The 17,462-nt window shown below is 73.6% G+C and carries 16 protein-coding genes; 13 read left to right on the top strand and 3 right to left on the bottom strand.

Translation table 11 applies throughout. The features are described from left to right. The first annotated feature begins 1 nt into the window (after position 1). The 3 genes from cbiQ (at position 2) to B6R96_RS21170 (ending at position 2,775) form a co-directional block, all read left to right on the top strand. The gene (gene cbiQ, locus B6R96_RS21160; protein ID WP_030386215.1) at positions 2–763 is read left to right on the top strand and encodes a cobalt ECF transporter T component CbiQ; all 762 of its coding nucleotides are present in this window, start codon (positions 2–4) and stop codon (positions 761–763) included. Continuing rightward, positions 751–1,524 carry an energy-coupling factor ABC transporter ATP-binding protein gene (locus B6R96_RS21165; protein WP_199815963.1) on the top strand — a complete coding sequence of 258 codons (774 nt, stop codon included), beginning with the start codon at positions 751–753 and terminating at the stop codon, positions 1,522–1,524. Before cbiQ ends, B6R96_RS21165 begins: the two co-directional genes overlap by 13 nt. A gap of 93 nt (positions 1,525–1,617) precedes the next feature. Then, the gene (locus tag B6R96_RS21170) at positions 1,618–2,775 is read left to right on the top strand and encodes a serine hydrolase domain-containing protein (protein WP_203351641.1); all 1,158 of its coding nucleotides are present in this window, start codon (positions 1,618–1,620) and stop codon (positions 2,773–2,775) included. Here B6R96_RS21170 and B6R96_RS21175 read toward each other — a convergent pair. Beyond that, positions 2,764–3,258 (bottom strand): YbaK/EbsC family protein, encoded by a 495-nt coding sequence (locus tag B6R96_RS21175; RefSeq protein ID WP_030386212.1) that lies wholly within the window; start codon positions 3,256–3,258, stop codon positions 2,764–2,766. The genes B6R96_RS21170 and B6R96_RS21175 overlap by 12 nt on opposite strands. Positions 3,259–3,299: 41 nt before the next feature. Next, a complete protein-coding gene (locus B6R96_RS21180) occupies positions 3,300–4,934 on the bottom strand; it encodes a penicillin-binding transpeptidase domain-containing protein (RefSeq protein ID WP_107475727.1) in 1,635 nt (544 codons plus the stop codon). Between the two features lie 161 nt (positions 4,935–5,095). Here B6R96_RS21180 and B6R96_RS21185 point away from each other — a divergent pair, with 161 nt between their 5' ends. Together B6R96_RS21185 and B6R96_RS21190 are read left to right on the top strand one after the other, a co-directional pair. Next, positions 5,096–5,644 (top strand): GNAT family N-acetyltransferase, encoded by a 549-nt coding sequence (locus tag B6R96_RS21185; protein ID WP_081523247.1) that lies wholly within the window; start codon positions 5,096–5,098, stop codon positions 5,642–5,644. A gap of 190 nt (positions 5,645–5,834) precedes the next feature. After that, the gene (locus B6R96_RS21190) at positions 5,835–6,098 is read left to right on the top strand and encodes a hypothetical protein (protein ID WP_159396354.1); all 264 of its coding nucleotides are present in this window, start codon (positions 5,835–5,837) and stop codon (positions 6,096–6,098) included. 57 nt (positions 6,099–6,155) lie between these two features. Here the strand turns inward: B6R96_RS21190 and B6R96_RS21195 are convergent, their stop codons facing one another. Then, entirely contained in the window at positions 6,156–7,925 is a 1,770-nt protein-coding gene (locus B6R96_RS21195) for a dolichyl-phosphate-mannose--protein mannosyltransferase (RefSeq protein WP_078938317.1), read from the bottom strand. A 154-nt stretch (positions 7,926–8,079) separates the two neighbouring features. On the opposite strand from B6R96_RS21195, the gene rsmI reads away from it, so the two are divergent. From rsmI to B6R96_RS21235, 8 genes are all read left to right on the top strand, one after another. Next, positions 8,080–8,922, top strand: a complete 843-nt coding sequence (gene rsmI / locus B6R96_RS21200) for a 16S rRNA (cytidine(1402)-2'-O)-methyltransferase (protein ID WP_081525186.1) — start codon at positions 8,080–8,082, stop codon at positions 8,920–8,922. A gap of 160 nt (positions 8,923–9,082) precedes the next feature. Next, positions 9,083–9,577 carry a hypothetical protein gene (locus B6R96_RS21205; protein ID WP_081523250.1) on the top strand — a complete coding sequence of 165 codons (495 nt, stop codon included), beginning with the start codon at positions 9,083–9,085 and terminating at the stop codon, positions 9,575–9,577. Between the two features lie 10 nt (positions 9,578–9,587). After that, positions 9,588–10,478 carry a TatD family hydrolase gene (locus B6R96_RS21210; protein WP_030386205.1) on the top strand — a complete coding sequence of 297 codons (891 nt, stop codon included), beginning with the start codon at positions 9,588–9,590 and terminating at the stop codon, positions 10,476–10,478. A gap of 333 nt (positions 10,479–10,811) precedes the next feature. Beyond that, positions 10,812–12,137, top strand: a complete 1,326-nt coding sequence (locus B6R96_RS21215; RefSeq protein WP_081525187.1) for a resuscitation-promoting factor — start codon at positions 10,812–10,814, stop codon at positions 12,135–12,137. Positions 12,138–12,166: 29 nt separating this feature from the next. Continuing rightward, positions 12,167–13,087 carry a 16S rRNA (adenine(1518)-N(6)/adenine(1519)-N(6))-dimethyltransferase RsmA gene (gene rsmA / locus B6R96_RS21220; RefSeq protein ID WP_051779225.1) on the top strand — a complete coding sequence of 307 codons (921 nt, stop codon included), beginning with the start codon at positions 12,167–12,169 and terminating at the stop codon, positions 13,085–13,087. Further along, on the top strand, positions 13,084–13,995 hold the full coding sequence (locus tag B6R96_RS21225) for a 4-(cytidine 5'-diphospho)-2-C-methyl-D-erythritol kinase (RefSeq protein ID WP_081523252.1): 912 nt from the start codon (positions 13,084–13,086) through the stop codon (positions 13,993–13,995). Before rsmA ends, B6R96_RS21225 begins: the two co-directional genes overlap by 4 nt. A 144-nt stretch (positions 13,996–14,139) precedes the next feature. Then, positions 14,140–15,489, top strand: a complete 1,350-nt coding sequence (locus B6R96_RS21230; RefSeq protein ID WP_081523254.1) for an acyltransferase family protein — start codon at positions 14,140–14,142, stop codon at positions 15,487–15,489. Between the two features lie 28 nt (positions 15,490–15,517). Next, the gene (locus B6R96_RS21235; protein WP_081523256.1) at positions 15,518–17,320 is read left to right on the top strand and encodes an ABC-F family ATP-binding cassette domain-containing protein; all 1,803 of its coding nucleotides are present in this window, start codon (positions 15,518–15,520) and stop codon (positions 17,318–17,320) included. Positions 17,321–17,462: the final 142 nt, after the last annotated feature.

Below are 17,462 nucleotides of genomic sequence, written 5' to 3' on the forward strand. Positions count from 1 at the left end.
CATGGGGGCCGGCCACGCCCACAAGCTCTACCGCCACGGCCACTCGCCGGTCCACGACCTGCCCCCGCACTGCAAGCTCGCGGCGACCCTGGCCTTCGTCGTGGTCGTCGTGTCCACACCGCGCGAGGCGGTGTGGGCCTTCGGCCTGTACGCCGCCCTCCTCGCGGCCGTGGCGGCCGTCGCCCGGGTCCCGGCCGGCTTCCTGCTGCGCCGGCTGCTGATCGAGGTGCCCTTCGTCGCCTTCGCCGTGCTCATGCCCTTCGTGGCCGAGGGCGAGCGCGTGCAGGTGCTCGGCATGTCGCTGAGCGTCTCGGGCCTCTGGGGCGCCTGGAACGTCCTCGCCAAGGGAACCCTCGGCGTGGCCGCCTCCGTCCTGCTCGCCTCCACCACCGAGCTGCGGGCCCTGCTGCTGGGCCTCCAGCGGCTGAAGCTGCCGCCGCTGCTCGTCCAGATCGCCTCCTTCATGATCCGCTACGGCGATGTGATCAGCGACGAGCTGCGCCGGATGTCCATCGCCCGCCGATCGCGCGGATTCGAGGCGAGCGGGATCCGGCACTGGGGAGTGCTCGCCAAGACCGCCGGCGCGCTGTTCATCCGCTCCTACGAACGGGGCGAGCGGGTCTACCTCGCGATGGTCAGCCGCGGCTACGCCGGCTCCATGCCGGTGATCGACGAGGTCGCGGCCACCCGCACGCAGTGGGCGTACGCGGCCGTGCTCCCGGTGACGGCCCTCGCCGTCTGTCTGATGGGATGGACCCTGTGACCCGTACCCCCTCCCTCGAAGTCTCCGGCCTCGCCTACGCCTACCCGGACGGACACCAGGCCCTCTTCGGGGTGGACCTGACCGTCGGGCAGGGCGAGCGGGTCGCCCTGCTCGGACCCAACGGCGCCGGCAAGACCACCCTCGTGCTGCACCTCAACGGGATCCTCACCGGCGGGGTCGGCTCGGTGTCCGTGGCCGGCCTGCCCGTGGCGAAGCGGAACCTCGCCGAGATCCGCCGCCGGGTCGGGATCGTCTTCCAGGACCCCGACGACCAGCTGTTCATGCCGACCGTGCGGGAGGACGTGGCCTTCGGCCCGGCCGCGGCCGGAATGCGGGGCGCGGAACTGGAGGAGCGGGTCCGCGACGCCCTGGACCAGGTCGGCATGGCGGACTTCGCCGACCGGCCGCCGCACCACCTGTCCTTCGGGCAGCGCCGCCGCGTCGCGGTCGCGACCGTCCTCGCCATGCGGCCCGAGATCCTGGTCCTGGACGAACCCTCGTCCAATCTGGACCCGGCCTCGCGCCGCGAGCTCGCGGACATCCTGCGCTCGCTCGACGTGACCGTGCTGATGGTGACGCACGACCTGCCGTACGCGCTGGAACTGTGCCCGCGCGCGGTGGTCCTCAGCGAGGGGGCCATCGCGGCGGACGGCCCGACACAGGAGCTGCTGTGCGACGACGAGCTGATGCGGGCCCACCGGCTGGAGCTCCCGTTCGGCTTCGACCCGCGCACGCCCCTGCTGACGCGCCGCCCGCACTGACCGGCGCCGGGAAGCAGGGCCGTCCCGCGGGCGTTGCACTGTGACGCAGGGGCAGGCGCCGCCGGGGCGCCGCGGCAGGTGCTGGGAGTAGACGTGGATGTCCACGGGACGGTGGCGGAGGGCTTCGAGCCCGTCCGGGACGCGTTCGTACGCAATTTCGAGGTGCTCGGGGACCGGGGCGCGGCCGTGTCCGTCTACCGGGACGGCCGCAAGGTCGTCGACCTGTGGGCCGGCACCCGGGACGCCGAGGGCACCGAGCCGTGGACCGAGGACACCGCGCAGATCGTCCGGTCCGCGACCAAGGGCGTGGCCGCCGCCGTGCCGCTGCTGCTGCACCAGCGCGGACTGCTGGACCCGGACGCGCCCGTGGGCTCGTACTGGCCGGAGTTCAAGACGGGCGGCAAGGAGCGGATCCTGGTCCGGGACGTGCTCGCGCACCGCGCCGGCATACCGGCACTGGACCGCGGGCTGACCGCCGCCGAGGCCGCCGACGGGGTGTCCGGAGCGCGCGCCGTCGCCGCGCAGCAGCCCTTCTGGGAGCCGGGCACCGGGCACGGCTACCACGCGCAGACCTACAGCTGGCTGCTGTCGGAGCTGGTGCTGCGGGCGACCGGCCGCACGCTGGGCTGCGTCCTGGCCGAGGAGATCGCCGAGCCGCTGGGGCTGGAGTTCTGGATCGGCCTTCCGGAGGCCGAGGCCCACCGGGTGGGCCGGGTCGCGCCGGTCGAGCCGCCCGAGAGCGCGGGCATGCTGCGCACCCGGCCGCGGCGCAACGTCTCCGAGGCCTACGCCGACCCGGACTCCCTCACCCGCCGGGCCTTCGCCGCCATCGAACCGCTGCCCGACGAGAACGACCCCGCCTACCGGGCCGCCGAACTCCCCGCCTCGAACGGCATCGGGACAGCCCGCGCCCTGGCCCGTTTCTACGGGGCCACGATCGGCGTGGTCGAGGACGGCGCGCGGATCTTCACCCCGGCCACCACTGCGCTGGCCGCCCGTGAGCACTCCGCCGGGCCGGACCGGGTCCTGGTCGTGAACACCCGCTTCGGCGCCGGCTACATGCTGCACGGCCCGGCCTCGCCGCTGCTCTCGCCGACCTCCTTCGGCCACCCGGGCCGCGGCGGATCCCTGGGCTTCGCCGACCCGGAGGCGGGCATCGGCTTCGGCTACGTCACCAACGCCCTGGCCAAGTCGGTCACCGCGGACCCGCGGGCCCAGGCCCTGGTACGGGCGCTGCGCTCAGCCCTGTGACGGCTCCGGCGGCTGCTCGCGCACGTCGGCCAGGGTGGCCCCGGCGTACCTGACGAGGTCGCCGGGAGCCATCGGGAACACCGTGTACGGGGTCCCGGCCGCCGCCCAGACCGTGTCGTGGGCCAGCAGGGACCGGTCGGCCAGCACCCGGGTGCGCGTCCGGTGCCCGAAGGGCGGCACCCCGCCGATGGCGTAGCCCGTGGTCTCCCGGACCACGGCCGCGTCCGCCCGGGTCACCCGGTCCGCCCCCAGCTCGCGGCCGACCGCCGTGACGTCGACGCGGGAGGACCCGTCCATCAGGACCAGGACGGGGACCCCGTCCGCCGCGAAGACCAGCGACTTCACGATCTGGCCGAGCTCGCAGCCGATCGCCGCCGCGGCCTGCGCAGCGGTCCGGGTGGCCTCAGGGAAGGCCCGTACCTCGGCGTCGATGCCGAGGGCGGTCAGTGCCTCGGCGAAACGGGGGTGCGCTGTGGTCGTCATGCCCGGAGCCTAGGCCGTCTCCCGCGCCGTCGGCCGGGGCCTCAGCCCGCGTTCAGTACCTGGGCGACGATCGGGCCGGCCGCCTCGCCGCCGTGCCCACCGCCCTCGACCATGGCCGCCGCGGCCACGTCGCCGCTGAAGCCGGTGAACCAGCTGTCCGGGCTGTCCCCGGCGCCGCCGACCTCCGCCGAACCGGTCTTCGCGCCCTTGTCCGAGCCGCGGACCGGCGCCATCGCCTCCCGTGCGGTGCCGCTGGAGGCCGTCAGCTTCATCATGGACACCAGCTGCTGCTGCACCGAGGACTTCATCCGGCGCTCGGCCGTCGCGATCTTCCGGCCGTCGAGCTCCGGCGAGACCAGCACCGGCTGGCGGAACACCCCGGTGCGGGCCGTCGCGGTGATGGACGCGACGTTCAGCGGGTTCATGGTGATCTGGCCCTGCCCGATGTACTCGGCGGCCGCCGCCGCGCCCGTGGCCGGCGGCACCTTGCCGTCGGTGGACTTGATGCCGGTCTTCCAGTCCAGGTCGATGCCGAAGACCTCCGTGGCCTCCTTCGGCAGCGCGGAGTCGTCGTCGACGGGCTTGATCTGCTTGATGAAGGCGGTGTTGCAGGAGCGGGCGAACGAGGTCGCGAAGTTCGTGCCGGCCGGCAGCTCGAAGTTGTTCAGGTTGTGGAACTCGCGGCCCCAGGTCACCGTCTTCGCGCACTCCGCCGGCTTGTCCGCGGCGACCAGGCCGCGGTCCAGCAGCATCGCCGCCGTCACGATCTTCATCGTGGATCCGGGGGCCCGGTTGCCCTGCATCGCCGCGTTGAAGGCGTCCTTGCGGTTGTTCGCGACGGCCAGGATGTGTCCGTTGCTCGGCTGGACGGCGACCACCGAGGCCTCCGGGAACTTGGCGACCGCCTGCTCGGCCGCGGCCTGCACCTTCGCGTCCAGGTAGGTCTTGAGGGTGCTCGGCTCGCCCTCGACGAGGGTCAGCAGGGTCCGCTTCGGCGCCTCCTTGGCGGCCGGCTCGATCCACAGCTCGGCCCCCGCCTTGCCGCCCGCCTTGCCGCCGTAGGTCTGCCGCAGCTCCGCGAGGACCTGGCGCAGCGAGGGGTACTTCTCCGCGGTCAGCTCCTCGCCGTTGCGGTCCACGGCCTTGACCGGCGGGCTCGCGGGGGCGCCGGCGCGCAGCGCCTCGTCCTTCTGGAGCTGCGGGTGGATCACCGAGGGCTGCCAGTCGACCAGCGGCTTCCCGCTGGTGAGCCCGCGGACCACGGTCAGCTGGGAGTCGTAGGCCAGCGGCTTGGTGGTCCCCTCGTAGGTGATCTCCGCCTCGACCTTGAACGGCACGGTGGCGCCGTTCGGCGTACCGGGGGTGATCACCGCCTTGGACACGTACGCCTTCGTCCTGAAGTCCCCGACAGCGGCCTGCGCGGCCGCGGCGTTGTTCGTGAGGTCGGCCGCCACCCGCTCGTCCCCGGCCGCCCACGCGGTCAGGAAGGCCTTCGCGGTCTTCGCGGCGTCCTTCTCGCCGACCGGCCCGCTGCCCTTCTCGGCCAGGGCGGTGGTCTCGTCGCCCTTGCCGTCCCCGCCGCCGTCCCCGACGAGCGTGTACACCCCGTACCCGGCGCCGCCGAGCATCGCGAGGAACACCCCGCCGACGACGGCACCTTTCGCTGCCCCGTTCACCTGCGTACCTTCCCCCATGAATCGACGGTCCCTGAACATGTTCAAGAACCCTTGGTGCGGACATTACGCTGTGCTGAGCTCCCGTACGCCGTTGTTACCGGACCGGAACCTCTGGACGAAGCCCGTTCGGGGCCGGTCGCCCTGCCCCCTGGAGTGCCGCCGTGGACATCGCCTACCGCCGCTACGCCCCCTCCGAAGCCGATGACCTGGTCGCCTTCCTCACGGGGGACACCTGGCCGTTCCACGGCTCGCCCGTGGTCGCCCCGGACCGGGCCCGGCAGTGGGCCGCGGACGGCCGGTTCGACAACGAGGAGACCAGATCGTTCTGGATCGCCGGCGGAGGCGAGACCCTCGGCCTGATCCGGCTGATGGACCTGGGCGACGGCACACCCGTCTTCGACCTGCGGATCCGCTCCCGCTATCGCGGGCAGGGCATCGGCCCCCGGGCGCTGACCTGGCTGACCGGCCACCTGTTCACCGAGCTCCCGCTGATCCGGCGGATCGAGGGCACCACGCGCCAGGACAACGGGGCGATGCGCCGGACCTTCCTGCGGTGCGGGTACGTCAAGGAGGCGCACTACCGGGAGGGGTGGCCCTCGGACGACGGCACGGTCCACGACGCCGTCGGGTACGCGATCCTGCGCCGGGACTGGACCACCGGCACCACGACGTCCCCCGCCTGGGACGACGAGCACCCGCCCGCGCGCTGACGCCGGTCCGCCCGGTCCGCCCGGCGCGAACGTGCGTGCACCGGTGCCGTGTTCTAGCGTCGGAAGGGCGAGGGTGACCGATGCCTCGAGCCGTTCGCCCCCGGAGGACCAGCTCCGCGCCGCCGCCCCCGCCCGCGGTCCCGGCGCATCCGCGGACCGCGTGACCGACCGAGAGAGCAGGTGCATCCGCATGCGTCCGTCGGCTCGTATCCCCAGCATCCTCGCAGCACTGGCCCTCGCCCTCGGCGGCGCCGTCATCACCGCCCCGTCCGCGCAGGCGGACGTGAAGGCCTGCGAGCAGTACGTCGCGAAGCACGCCGCGAAGGTGACCGACGGCGTCGCGGAGGCGTGCTACCAGGGCTACGTCGGCAACCTGACCAGCTGCAATTCCAGCCTCGTCGCGGTCGGCGCCAGCAAGGACGTCGCCTCCTCGGCCTGCGAGGCGTCCCGCTAGGAGGGGCGACGACGAAGGCCCCGACGCCGTCCGGCACCGGGGCCCGCCTCCGTACCGCTACACCCAGGTGTCCAGCCACATGCGGCCGCGCCAGGAGTCCATCGGCAGGGTCTGGCCCGTGTAGATCGGCCAGAAGTAGATGAAGTTCCACGCGATCAGCAGGACCAGCACCCCCGCGCCGATCGCGCCCAGCGCGCGTCTGCGCTCGCTGGAGCCGGCCGGGCCCAGCAGGGCGCCGATCATCATCGCCACCGCCAGGCACAGGTACGGGACGAAGACCACCGCGTAGAAGTAGAAGATCGTCCGCTCCTGGTAGTTGAACCAGGGCAGCAGGCCCGCCGCCAGCGCGCACGCGATCGCGCCCGCCCGCCAGTCGCGGCGGAAGAACCACCGCCACAGCACGTACAGCAGCGCGAAGCAGCCCGCCCACCACAGCAGCGGGGTCCCCAGGGCCAGCACCTCGCGGGCGCACTTGCCCGCCTCCGTCGCCGGGCAGCCGTCGGTGCCCGGCTCGGGGGACTCGTAGAAGTAGGAGACGGGCCGGCCCAGGACCAGCCAGCTCCACGGGTTGGACTCGTAGGTGTGCCCCGAGGTCAGACCGACGTGGAACCGGTACACCTCGGTCTCGTAGTGCCACAGGCTGCGCAGCCACTCCGGCAGGAAGCCCAGCGAGCTGCCCCCGTCGTTCTTGGCCGCCCAGTCGCGCAGGTAGCCGCCCTTGCCGTTGTCCGGGCTGAAGATCCAGCCCGACCAGGAGGCCAGGTACGTCACGATCGCGACCGGCACGGTGGAGACGAAGGCGGGCAGCGCGTCGCGCCGCAGCATCGACGCGTACGGGGCACCCGCGCCCGCGGTGCGCCGCGCGGCCGCGTCCCACAGGACCGTCAGGACGCCGAAGAACGCCAGGACGACGAAGCCGTTCCACTTCGTGCCCGCGGCCAGGCCCAGACAGACGCCGGCCAGGATCCGGTACGGCCGCCAGCCCAGCCGCAGGGTCTCGGCGATCTTCGCGTCGGGCCGGGTCCGGCCCTCCTCGTCCACCGGCAGCGCGTCCGCGAGCCGGGCTCTGGCCCGGTCACGGTCGATGAGCAGCGCCCCGAAGGCGGCGAGCACGAAGAACATCAGCACCAGGTCCAGCAGCGCCGTGCGGCTCATCACCAGGTGCAGCCCGTCCACCGCGAGCAGCGCGCCCGCCAGGCAGCCGAGGAAGGTCGAGCGGAACAGGCGCCGCCCGATCCGGCACAGCATCAGCACCGACAGCGTGCCGAGCACCGCCGTCATGAACCGCCAGCCGAAGGGCGTGAACCCGAACATCCACTCGCCGAGCCCGATCACCCATTTGCCGACGGGCGGGTGCACGACGTAGCCCGGATCCGTCGGGAGGGCGACCCCGGACGGGTTGGCGAGGATCGACTTGTCGATGTCCTTGGGCCAGCTCGCCTCGTAGCCCTGCTTGATCGTGGCCCAGGCGTCCTTGGCGTAGTACGTCTCGTCGAATATCACCGCCTTCGGGCTGCCCAGGTGCACGAACCGCAGCACCCCGGCGACCAGCGCCACCAGCACCGGCCCCGCCCACGACACGATCCGCTGCCAGGCCCCCCACACCTCGGGCGCCAGCCCGAAGGTCATCCACAGCTGCTTGGACGGCCTGGCGTACGGGGGCACCAGCCGGGTGCGCACGTCCGCGCGCGCGGACGCCCCGGCGGGCGGCACGTAGCCGAAGCCGCGCAGCCGGCGCAGCCAGGTGGTCGGTTCGTCTTCGCGTCCCACCGGTGAGGCGGGCGGGGCCCCCGCGGGGCTGGGCGGCGGCGTCGCGGTACTGGTCACCGGCACATCGTAGGGAAGAGATCTGTGTGCGCCACCAGTGGCGGGGGGCGGCGGGGCACGGGGCTGAGAGGATGGGCGGGTGACAACTGACCAGCCCCGCCGCACCGAACCCACCTCCAGCGCCGCCGCGGCCGACGGCCCGACGGGCACGCTCGTGCTCGCCGGGACCCCGATCGGCGATCTCGCGGACGCCCCGCCGCGTCTGGCGACCGAGCTGGAGCGGGCCGACGTGATCGCGGCCGAGGACACCCGGCGGCTGCGCCGGCTGACCCAGGGGCTGGGCGTCCACACCACGGGGCGCGTCCTGTCGTACTTCGAGGGCAACGAGTCGGCGCGCACCCCGGAGCTGGTCGAGGCCCTGGCCGGCGGCGCGCGGGTGCTGCTGGTGACCGACGCGGGCATGCCCTCGGTGTCCGACCCCGGCTACCGGCTCGTCGCCGCCGCCGTGGAGAAGGACATCAAGGTCACCGCCGTCCCCGGGCCGTCCGCGGTGCTCACCGCGCTCGCCATGTCCGGGCTGCCGGTGGACCGGTTCTGCTTCGAGGGGTTCCTGCCCCGCAAGGCGGGAGAGCGCCTGGGCCGGCTGCGCGAGGTCGAGGGCGAGCGGCGCACGCTCGTCTACTTCGAGGCCCCGCACCGGCTCGACGACACCCTGGCCGCCATGGCCGAGGTCTTCGGGGCCGACCGGCGGGCCGCCGTGTGCCGCGAGCTGACCAAGACGTACGAGGAGGTCAAGCGCGGCGGGCTCGGCGAGCTCGCTGCCTGGGCCGCCGAGGGCGTGCGCGGCGAGATCACGATCGTGGTCGAGGGCGCTCCGGCGGCCGGGCCCGGCGACGTCGACGACGAGGAGCTGGTGCGCCGGGTGCGGGTGCGCGAGGAGGCCGGCGAGCGGCGCAAGGAGGCCATCGCGGCGGTCGCCGCCGAGGCCGGCGTACCCAAGCGCGACGTGTTCGACGCGGTGGTCGCGGCAAAGAACGCGGCACAAAAGATGCCGTGAGCAGGTAAAGAGCTAACCTGAAAGGCAAAGCTCAGACCGCGCACCGGGCACTTTCGGAATGAGTCGCCCAAGGACCGTCCAACAGTAGACAGGGCCTGATGCGCTCCCGCCCGTTGAGGCGTCCACTGGCAATGGCACCAGTGGAACAAGAGGAGCTGGCATGAGTGAGATCGCAGACACCCCGGTACCCGTCCCCGTCGCAGTCCCTGTCGCTGTGACCGCCTCCGACGTGCACACCGTTTACGAGGCCTACTCCTTCGCGTGCATGAGGTGCGGGTACGGCTGGGAGCAGGCGTACGCGATCGAGCACCACGTCGACGCCAAGGGCGAGCCGTTCATCATGTACAAGGTCGACGGCGAGCGCGTGCCCTCCCCCCTGTCCAACCCGACCTGCCTGAACTGCGGCGGACACGTCGTACGGATCATGCGGGCCGGACAGGTCTCCTCCGTCATGGGCATGATCGACCACCTCTACCACCACCAGATAGCCCCCGGGATCGCCGGACCGGTACCGGCCGGCGTGGACGTCCCCCGGCCGCCGAAGCAGCGCAGGGCGCCCCGCCCGCACGCCTCCCCGGGGCCCGTGGCGCTCGACCCGGCAGGGGAGCGCCGGGGCCTGCTCTCCCGTCTGAAGGGGCTCTTCCGCCGGTCATAAGATCGGCCGTATGAGCACACGCGTGGAGAAGACGCAGCCCAAGGACGCACCGCCGCCGCTGCCCGAACCCCTCCGGGTGGCGGTCGCCGACTCGCACACCCACCTGGACATGCAGTCGGGCACCGTCGAGGAGGGCCTCGCGAAGGCGGCCTCGGTGGGCGTGACCACCGTCGTCCAGGTGGGCTGCGACGTGAAGGGCTCCCGGTGGGCCGCCGAGACCGCGGCCGCGTACGAGAACGTCCACGCGGCCGTCGCCCTCCACCCGAACGAAGCCCCGCGCATCGTCCACGGCGATCCGGACGGCTGGTCGCGGCAGGGCGCCCGGGCCGGCGGCGGCGAGGCCGCCCTCGACGAGGCCCTGGCGGAGATCGAGGCGCTGGCCGCCCTCGCCCACGTCAAGGCGGTCGGCGAGACCGGGCTGGACTACTTCCGCACCGGTCCGGAGGGCATGGCCGCCCAGGAGCGCTCCTTCCGCGCGCACATCGAGATCGCCAAGCGGCAGGGCAAGGCGCTGGTCATCCACGACCGGGAGGCCCACGCGGACGTGCTGCGCGTCCTGCGCGAGGAGGGCGCCCCCGAACGGACCGTCTTCCACTGCTACTCCGGGGACGCGGACATGGCCCGCGAGTGCGCCGCCGCCGGGTACTACCTGTCCTTCGCCGGGACCGTCACCTTCAAGAACGCGGCCCCGCTGCGCGAGGCACTGGCCGTGGCCCCGCTGGACCTGGTGCTCGTCGAGACGGACGCGCCGTACCTGACCCCCGCCCCGTACCGCGGACGGCCCAACGCGCCGTACCTCATTCCGCTGACGGTCCGGGCGATGGCCGCGGTCCGCGGCATCGACGAGGACGCGATGGCCACCGCGCTGGCGGCCAACACGGCCCGTGCCTTCGACTACTGACCGCCACTGACGCCCCGCCCACTCCGACACGCTGGGTAGTCGTACCGCTTTGGAGCGTGACGACTCCTCCGCTAGGGTGCCGTGCCCGCACTCAGAGGGTGCCGGATCACCAGTGGAGCGAGCGTCGTGAGCGATACGCAGGGCAGTCACCGCCGTGGCGGTCCCGTCCCCGAGGCGTACGAGGCCCAGCCCTTGGCCTGGCCGGCCGGTACGGGCGATCCCGGCCCCGCCGCATGGGACCCCGAAACCGACGCGTGGGACCTCGAGCCGGCGGCCTGGGACCCCGAGCCGGCCGTGCCCGCCCCGCGCGGCGGGCGCCGCCGCCGGGCCGCCATGTCACCGGTCGAGCTCGCCGAGGCCGACACCCTGGCCGCGACGCCCGTGGCACCCGTGGGCCCCGTGGCACCCGGGTCGGGCCGCCGCCGGGCCGCGAACCCGGCGGGCACCGTGCCGGGCCCCGCCACGGCGCCCGCCCCGCCCCGCGCCCCCGCGGTCCCGGTCCCGGGCCAGGGCGCCGGACCCGGCCGCCGCCGCGCCCGGGGCCGCGGCGCCCCCGAACGGCCCCCCGGCACCCACTGGCGGCGGATCGTGCCGCAGGCCCTCGTCGTCGCCTTCCTCGCGGGCGGCACCACGGCCTTCGTGGCCGCCGACAAAGCGGTACGGCTCACCGTGGACGGGGTTCCGCGCAACCTGCACACCTTCGCCGACGACATCGGCGAACTGCTCGCCGCCGAAGGCCTCGGCATCGGCCCCCACGACCTCGTCGCCCCCGCCGCCGGCGAACCCCTCGAAGACGGCGAGGAGGTCGTCCTCCGCTACGGCCGCCCGCTGCGCCTGACCCTCGACGGCCAGCAGCGCCAGGTGTGGACCACCGCCCGCACCGTCGAGGGCGCGCTGCGCCAGTTCGGCATCCGCGCCGAGGGCGCCTACCTCTCCGCCCCCCGCACCGCGCCCGTCCCGCGCGCCGGCATGGCCCTCGGCGTCCGTACCGAACGCAGCGTCACCTTCATGGCCGACGGCCGCGAACGCACCATCCGCACCAACGCCGCCACCGTCCAGGAGGCCCTCGACCAGGCCGGCATCACCCTCCACGGCCAGGACACCACCTCCGTACCCCCCACCGACTTCCCGCGCGACGGCCAGACCGTCACCGTGCTGCGCATCACCGGCACCCGCGAGGTCCGCGAGGAGCGCATCCCCTTCGAGACCGAGAAGGTCAAGGACCCCGAGCTGTTCGCCGGAACCGAGGTCGTCGAACGCGTCGGCCGCCCCGGCGCGCGCAGGGTCACGTACAGCCTGCGCACCGTCAACGGGGTCCGGCAGAAGCCGCGGCCCATCGCCGACGAGGTCGTCCGCGAACCCGTCGCCCAGCTCGTCCGGGTCGGCACCAGATCCCTGCCGAGCTCGGTCGCCGGCGCCGACGGCCTCAACTGGGCGGCCCTCGCCCAGTGCGAGTCCGGCGGCCGCCCCTCCGCCACCGACGCCTCGGGCACCTACGGCGGCCTCTACCAGTTCGACGTCCGCACCTGGCAGGGCCTCGGCGGCAGCGGCCGCCCGCAGGACGCCTCGGGCACGGAACAGACGTACCGGGCGAAGAAGCTCTACGTGCAGCGCGGGGCGAGCCCGTGGCCGCACTGCGGCCGCAGGCTCACGTCGTAGCGGGCACGCCGATCTGAGACGCTTTACCGGTGAGCACCGCAGAGCAGCAGCCCGAGAACCCCGAGAACACCTCCCCCGGCACCCCCGACGCCCTCCTGGGGCCGGCCGACATCAGGGAGCTGGCCGCCGCCCTCGGCGTACGCCCGACGAAGCAGAAGGGGCAGAACTTCGTCATCGACGCCAACACGGTGCGCCGGATCGTGCGCACCGCCGAGGTCCGCCCGGACGACGTCGTCGTCGAGGTCGGCCCGGGGCTCGGCTCGCTGACGCTCGCGCTGCTGGAGGCCGCGGACCGGGTCGTCGCCGTCGAGATCGACGACATCCTGGCCGCGGCACTGCCCGCCACCATCGAAGCCCGGATGCCCGCGAAGAAGGACCGCTTCGCGCTGGTCCACTCCGACGCGATGCTCGTGACCGAACTGCCCGGCCCGCCGCCGACCGCGCTCGTCGCGAACCTGCCCTACAACGTGGCCGTGCCCGTCCTGCTGACCATGCTCGACCGCTTCCCGACCATCGAGCGGACCCTGGTGATGGTGCAGGCCGAGGTCGCCGACCGGCTGGCCGCCGAGCCGGGCAACAAGGTCTACGGGGTGCCCTCCGTCAAGGCCAACTGGTACGCGCACGTCAAGCGCGCCGGCGCCATCGGCCGCAAGGTCTTCTGGCCCGCCCCGAACGTCGACTCCGGTCTCGTCTCGCTGGTGCGCCGCACCGAGCCGATCAAGACCAGCGCCACCAAGGCCGAGGTCTTCGCGGTCGTCGACGCCGCCTTCGCCCAGCGCCGCAAGACGCTGCGCGCCGCACTGGCCGGCTGGGCCGGATCGGCGGCGGGCGCGGAGGCCGCGCTGGTCGCCGCCGGGGTCTCGCCGCAGGCCCGCGGGGAGTCCCTGACGGTCGAGGAGTTCGCGGCGATCGCCGAGCACAAGCCCGCGGCGCAGAGGCCCGCACTGTGAGCGCGCGCCGGACGGCCGTGACCGTACGGGTCCCCGCGAAGGTCAACGTGCAGCTGGCGGTGGGCGCGGCCCGCCCCGACGGCTTCCACGACCTGGCCAACGTCTTCCTCGCCGTGTCGCTGTTCGACGAGGTGACGGCCGCCCCGGCCGACACCCTGAGCATCACCTGCGAGGGCCCGGACGCCGACCAGGTCCCGCTGGACCGCACCAACCTCGCGGCGCGCGCCGCCGAGATCCTCGCGGCCCGGGCCGGCATCGAACCCGACGTCCACCTCCACATCGCGAAGAACATCCCGGTGGCGGGCGGCATGGCGGGCGGCAGCGCGGACGGTGCGGCGGCCCTGCTGGCCTGCGACGCCCTGTGGGGCCTGAACACCCCGCGCGCCGAGCTCCTCGACATCTGCGCGGAGCTGGGCAGCGACGTCCCCTTCAGCCTGGTCGGCGGGGCCGCGCTCGGCACCGGCCGCGGTGAGCTGCTCACGCCGGTCGGGGCGGGGACGTTCCACTGGGTGTTCGCGGTGGCCGACGGGGGGCTGTCCACCCCGGCGGTGTTCCGCGAGTTCGACCGGCTCACCGCCGGCATCCCGGTCCCGGCCCCCGAAGCCTCGCCGGCGCTGCTGGCGGCGCTCGCCTCGGGCGATCCGGACGCGCTGGCCGCGGTACTGGCCAATGACCTCCAGGCGGCGGCGCTCTCGCTCCGGCCGCAGCTCGCGCGGACGCTGGCCGCGGGCGTGGACGGTGGTGCGCTCGCCGCGCTGGTCTCCGGCTCCGGACCGACCACGGCCTTCCTCGTCGCGGACGAGGAGACCGCCGCCAAGGTCGCGGCCGCGCTCGAAGCCTCCGGCACGTGCCGGGCCACGCGGATCGCCTCCAGCCCGGCGGCGGGTGCCACGGTCCTGCCGTCCTGACCCCGCGGGCCGGCCGCCGGGGCTCCGCCCCGGACCCCGCGCCTCAAACGCCGGCGAGGCTGAATGCGCGCCGCGGGCTACTCAGGGCGGAGTTGAGTATCCGCGCCCTGTCGGGGGGCGGCCCGCGCGGGCGACCGTGGGTCCATGACAGTCAGCGCACGCGCCATGGCCGAGGCCACCCCCGCCGACCGCGACCGGTACGTCGACCTGTTGCGCGTCGCCTCGCTCGGCACCGTCATCGCCGGGCACTGGCTGATGGCGGCCGTCAGCGCCGACGGCATAGGGAATCTGCTCGCCCTCGTGCCCGCCCTCCAGGTGCTCACCTGGGGGTTGCAGATCATGCCCGTCTTCTTCTTCGTCGGCGGGTTCTCGCACGCCCTGTCCTACCGCTCCCTCGCCCGCCGCACCGACGGTCCCGTCTACGCCGTCTTCCTGCGGGCCCGGCTCCAGCGGCTGTTGCGCCCCACCCTCGTCTTCGTCGTGGTGTGGGCCGCGCTCGCGCTCGCCGTGCAGCTCGCCGGCCGGGGCGGCGGCGGGCTGACCGGGGCGGCGCTGCGGCTGGTCACCCAGCCGCTGTGGTTCATCGGGATCTACCTGGCCATGGTCGCCTTCACCCCGCTGCTGCTGAAGCTCCACGAGCGCCACGGCTGGGGCGCCTTCGCCGCACTGGCCGGGGCGGCCGCGCTGGTGGACGTACTGCGCTTCGCGCTCGGGGTCCCGTACGTGGAGTTCCTGAACTTCGCCTTCGTCTGGCTCGCCGTCCACCAGCTCGGCTTCCTGCGCGCCGACGGCCGGATCCGCCGGCCCGCCGTCCTCGCCGCCGCGGGTCTCGTCACGGCCGCCCTGCTGGTGGCGTACGGCCCGTACCCGCTGTCCATGGTGGGGATGCCCGGGGAGAAGGTGTCCAACATGGCCCCGCCCACCCTGGCCCTGCTCTGCCACGGCCTGTGGCTCGTCGGCGCGGTCCAGCTGCTGGCCCGGCCCGCCACCGCCTGGCTGCGCCGCCCGCGCGTCTGGCGCGGGGTCGTCGCCGCCAACGGCCTCGCCATGACCGCCTTCCTGTGGCACCTCACCGCCATGCTCGGCGTGTACGGGGCGCAGCTCGCGCTCGGCCTCGACCTGCCCGCCCCGGCCACCGCCGCCTGGTGGGCGCAGGTGCCGGTACGGATCCTGGCGGCGGCCCTGGTCACGGGCGGACTCGTCGCGCTGTTCCGCCGCTTCGAGGCGCCCCGGCCGAACGCCCCCGCCCCGGGGCAGGCGCCGGGCCCGGCCCCCCGCCGCACCGGCGGTCCGCTCGCCGCGCTCGGGATCACCCTGTGCCTGCTCGGCGTCCTGGGCCTGTCGATGACCGGGCTCGGCGGCCTGCTCGACGGGCACAGCGCCACGCTGATCGCCCTGCCCGTCACCGCTCCGGCCGCCATCGCGATGGCACTGGGCGGCTGGTATCTCGTAGAACGGTCTGCCCCGGCCCGGAGGGTTAGGCTGAGGGGCTGATCCACACCCTTTCCCTGGAGCGCGTCTGATGGCCGTCAATCTGGTCAATGTCGAGGCAGTCAGCAAGGTGTACGGCACACGTACCCTGCTGGACGGCATCTCCCTCGGCGTGTCCGAGGGGGACCGGATCGGCGTGGTCGGCCGCAACGGCGACGGCAAGACCACCCTCATCCGGATGCTCGCCAAACTGGAGGAGCCCGACACCGGCCGGGTCACCCAGTCCGGCGGCCTGCGCATGGGCGTCCTCACCCAGCACGACTCCCTCGACCCCCGGGCGACCATCCGCCACGAGATCATCCGGGACATGGCCGATCACGAATGGGCCGGCAACTCCAAGATCCGTGACGTCCTGACCGGACTCTTCGGCGGCCTCGACCTGCCCGGCTTCGGCCAGGGCCTCGACACCGTCATCGGCCCGCTCTCCGGTGGCGAGCGCCGCCGGATCGCCCTGGCCAAGCTGCTCATCGCCGACCAGGACCTCCTGATCCTCGACGAGCCCACCAACCACCTCGACGTCGAGGGCATCTCCTGGCTGGCCAAGCACCTCCAGGAGCGCCGCTCCGCGCTCGTCTGCGTCACCCACGACCGCTGGTTCCTCGACCAGGTCTGCACCCGCATGTGGGACGTGCAGCGCGGAGACGTGCACGAGTACGAGGGCGGCTACAGCGACTACGTCTTCGCCCGCGCCGAGCGCGAGCGGATCGCCGCCACCGAGGAGTCCAAGCGCCAGAACCTGATGCGCAAGGAGCTGGCCTGGCTGCGCCGCGGCGCCCCCGCCCGGACCTCCAAGCCCCGCTACCGCATCGAGGCGGCGAACGAGCTGATCGCCGACGTGCCGCCGCCGCGCGACACGAGCGAGCTGATGCGGTTCGCCAACGCCCGCCTGGGCAAGACCGTCTTCGACCTCGAGGACGTCAGCGTGCACGCCGGGCCCAAGGAGCTGCTCAAGCACCTCACCTGGCACCTGGGCCCCGGCGACCGCGTCGGCCTCGTCGGCGTCAACGGCGCCGGCAAGACCTCCCTGCTGCGCGCGCTCGCCGAGGCCGCCCGTACCCAGGGCGAGGTCCAGCCCGCCGCCGGGAAGATCATCGTCGGCAAGACCGTCAAGCTGGCCTACCTCTCGCAGGAGGTGGGCGAACTCGACCCGTCCCTGCGCGTCCTGGAGGCCGTCCAGCGGGTCCGTGACCGCGTCGACCTCGGCAAGGGCCGCGAGATGACGGCGGGCCAGCTCTGCGAGCAGTTCGGCTTCACCAAGGAGAAGCAGTGGACGCCGGTCGGCGACCTCTCCGGCGGTGAGCGCCGCCGCCTGCAGATCCTGCGCCTGCTGATGGACGAGCCCAACGTCCTGTTCCTCGACGAGCCCACCAACGACCTCGACATCGAGACCCTGACGCAGCTGGAGGACCTCCTCGACGGCTGGCCCGGCTCCATGATCGTGATCTCCCACGACCGCTTCTTCATCGAGCGCACCACCGACACGGTGATGGCGCTGCTGGGCGACGCCAGCCTGCGGATGCTGCCGCGGGGCCTGGACGAGTACCTGGAGCGCCGGCAGCGGATGATCGAGGCGGCCGCTCCGGTGCCCGTCCAGACCGCCGGTGCGGCGAAGTCCACCGCCTCGGGGGACTCGCGCGCCGCGAAGAAGGAGCTCCAGAAGATCGAGCGGCAGCTGAACAAGCTGGCCGACCGCGAGGGCAACCTGCACGCCCAGATCGCCGAGAACTCCACCGACTACGACAAGGTGGCCAAGCTCGACGCGGAGCTCCGCGAACTCCTCGCGGACCGCGACGATTTGGAGATGCGCTGGCTGGAGCTGGCCGAGGAGGCGTGACCGCGGCCGGGGCGATCGGCCCCGCTGCGGCCCGTTCCGCGGGCCAACTGGCCGGATAACGGCGGCGTCACGGGCCGGTCCTCCCTTGGGAACAGGGGGTGGACCGGCCCGATGTATGAGCGCCGTCAGTGATAGAAAGGTC

Origin of the sequence: Streptomyces sp. Sge12, assembly GCF_002080455.1 — a bacterium.
In the GTDB taxonomy this organism is placed as follows: Bacteria; Actinomycetota; Actinomycetes; order Streptomycetales; family Streptomycetaceae; genus Streptomyces.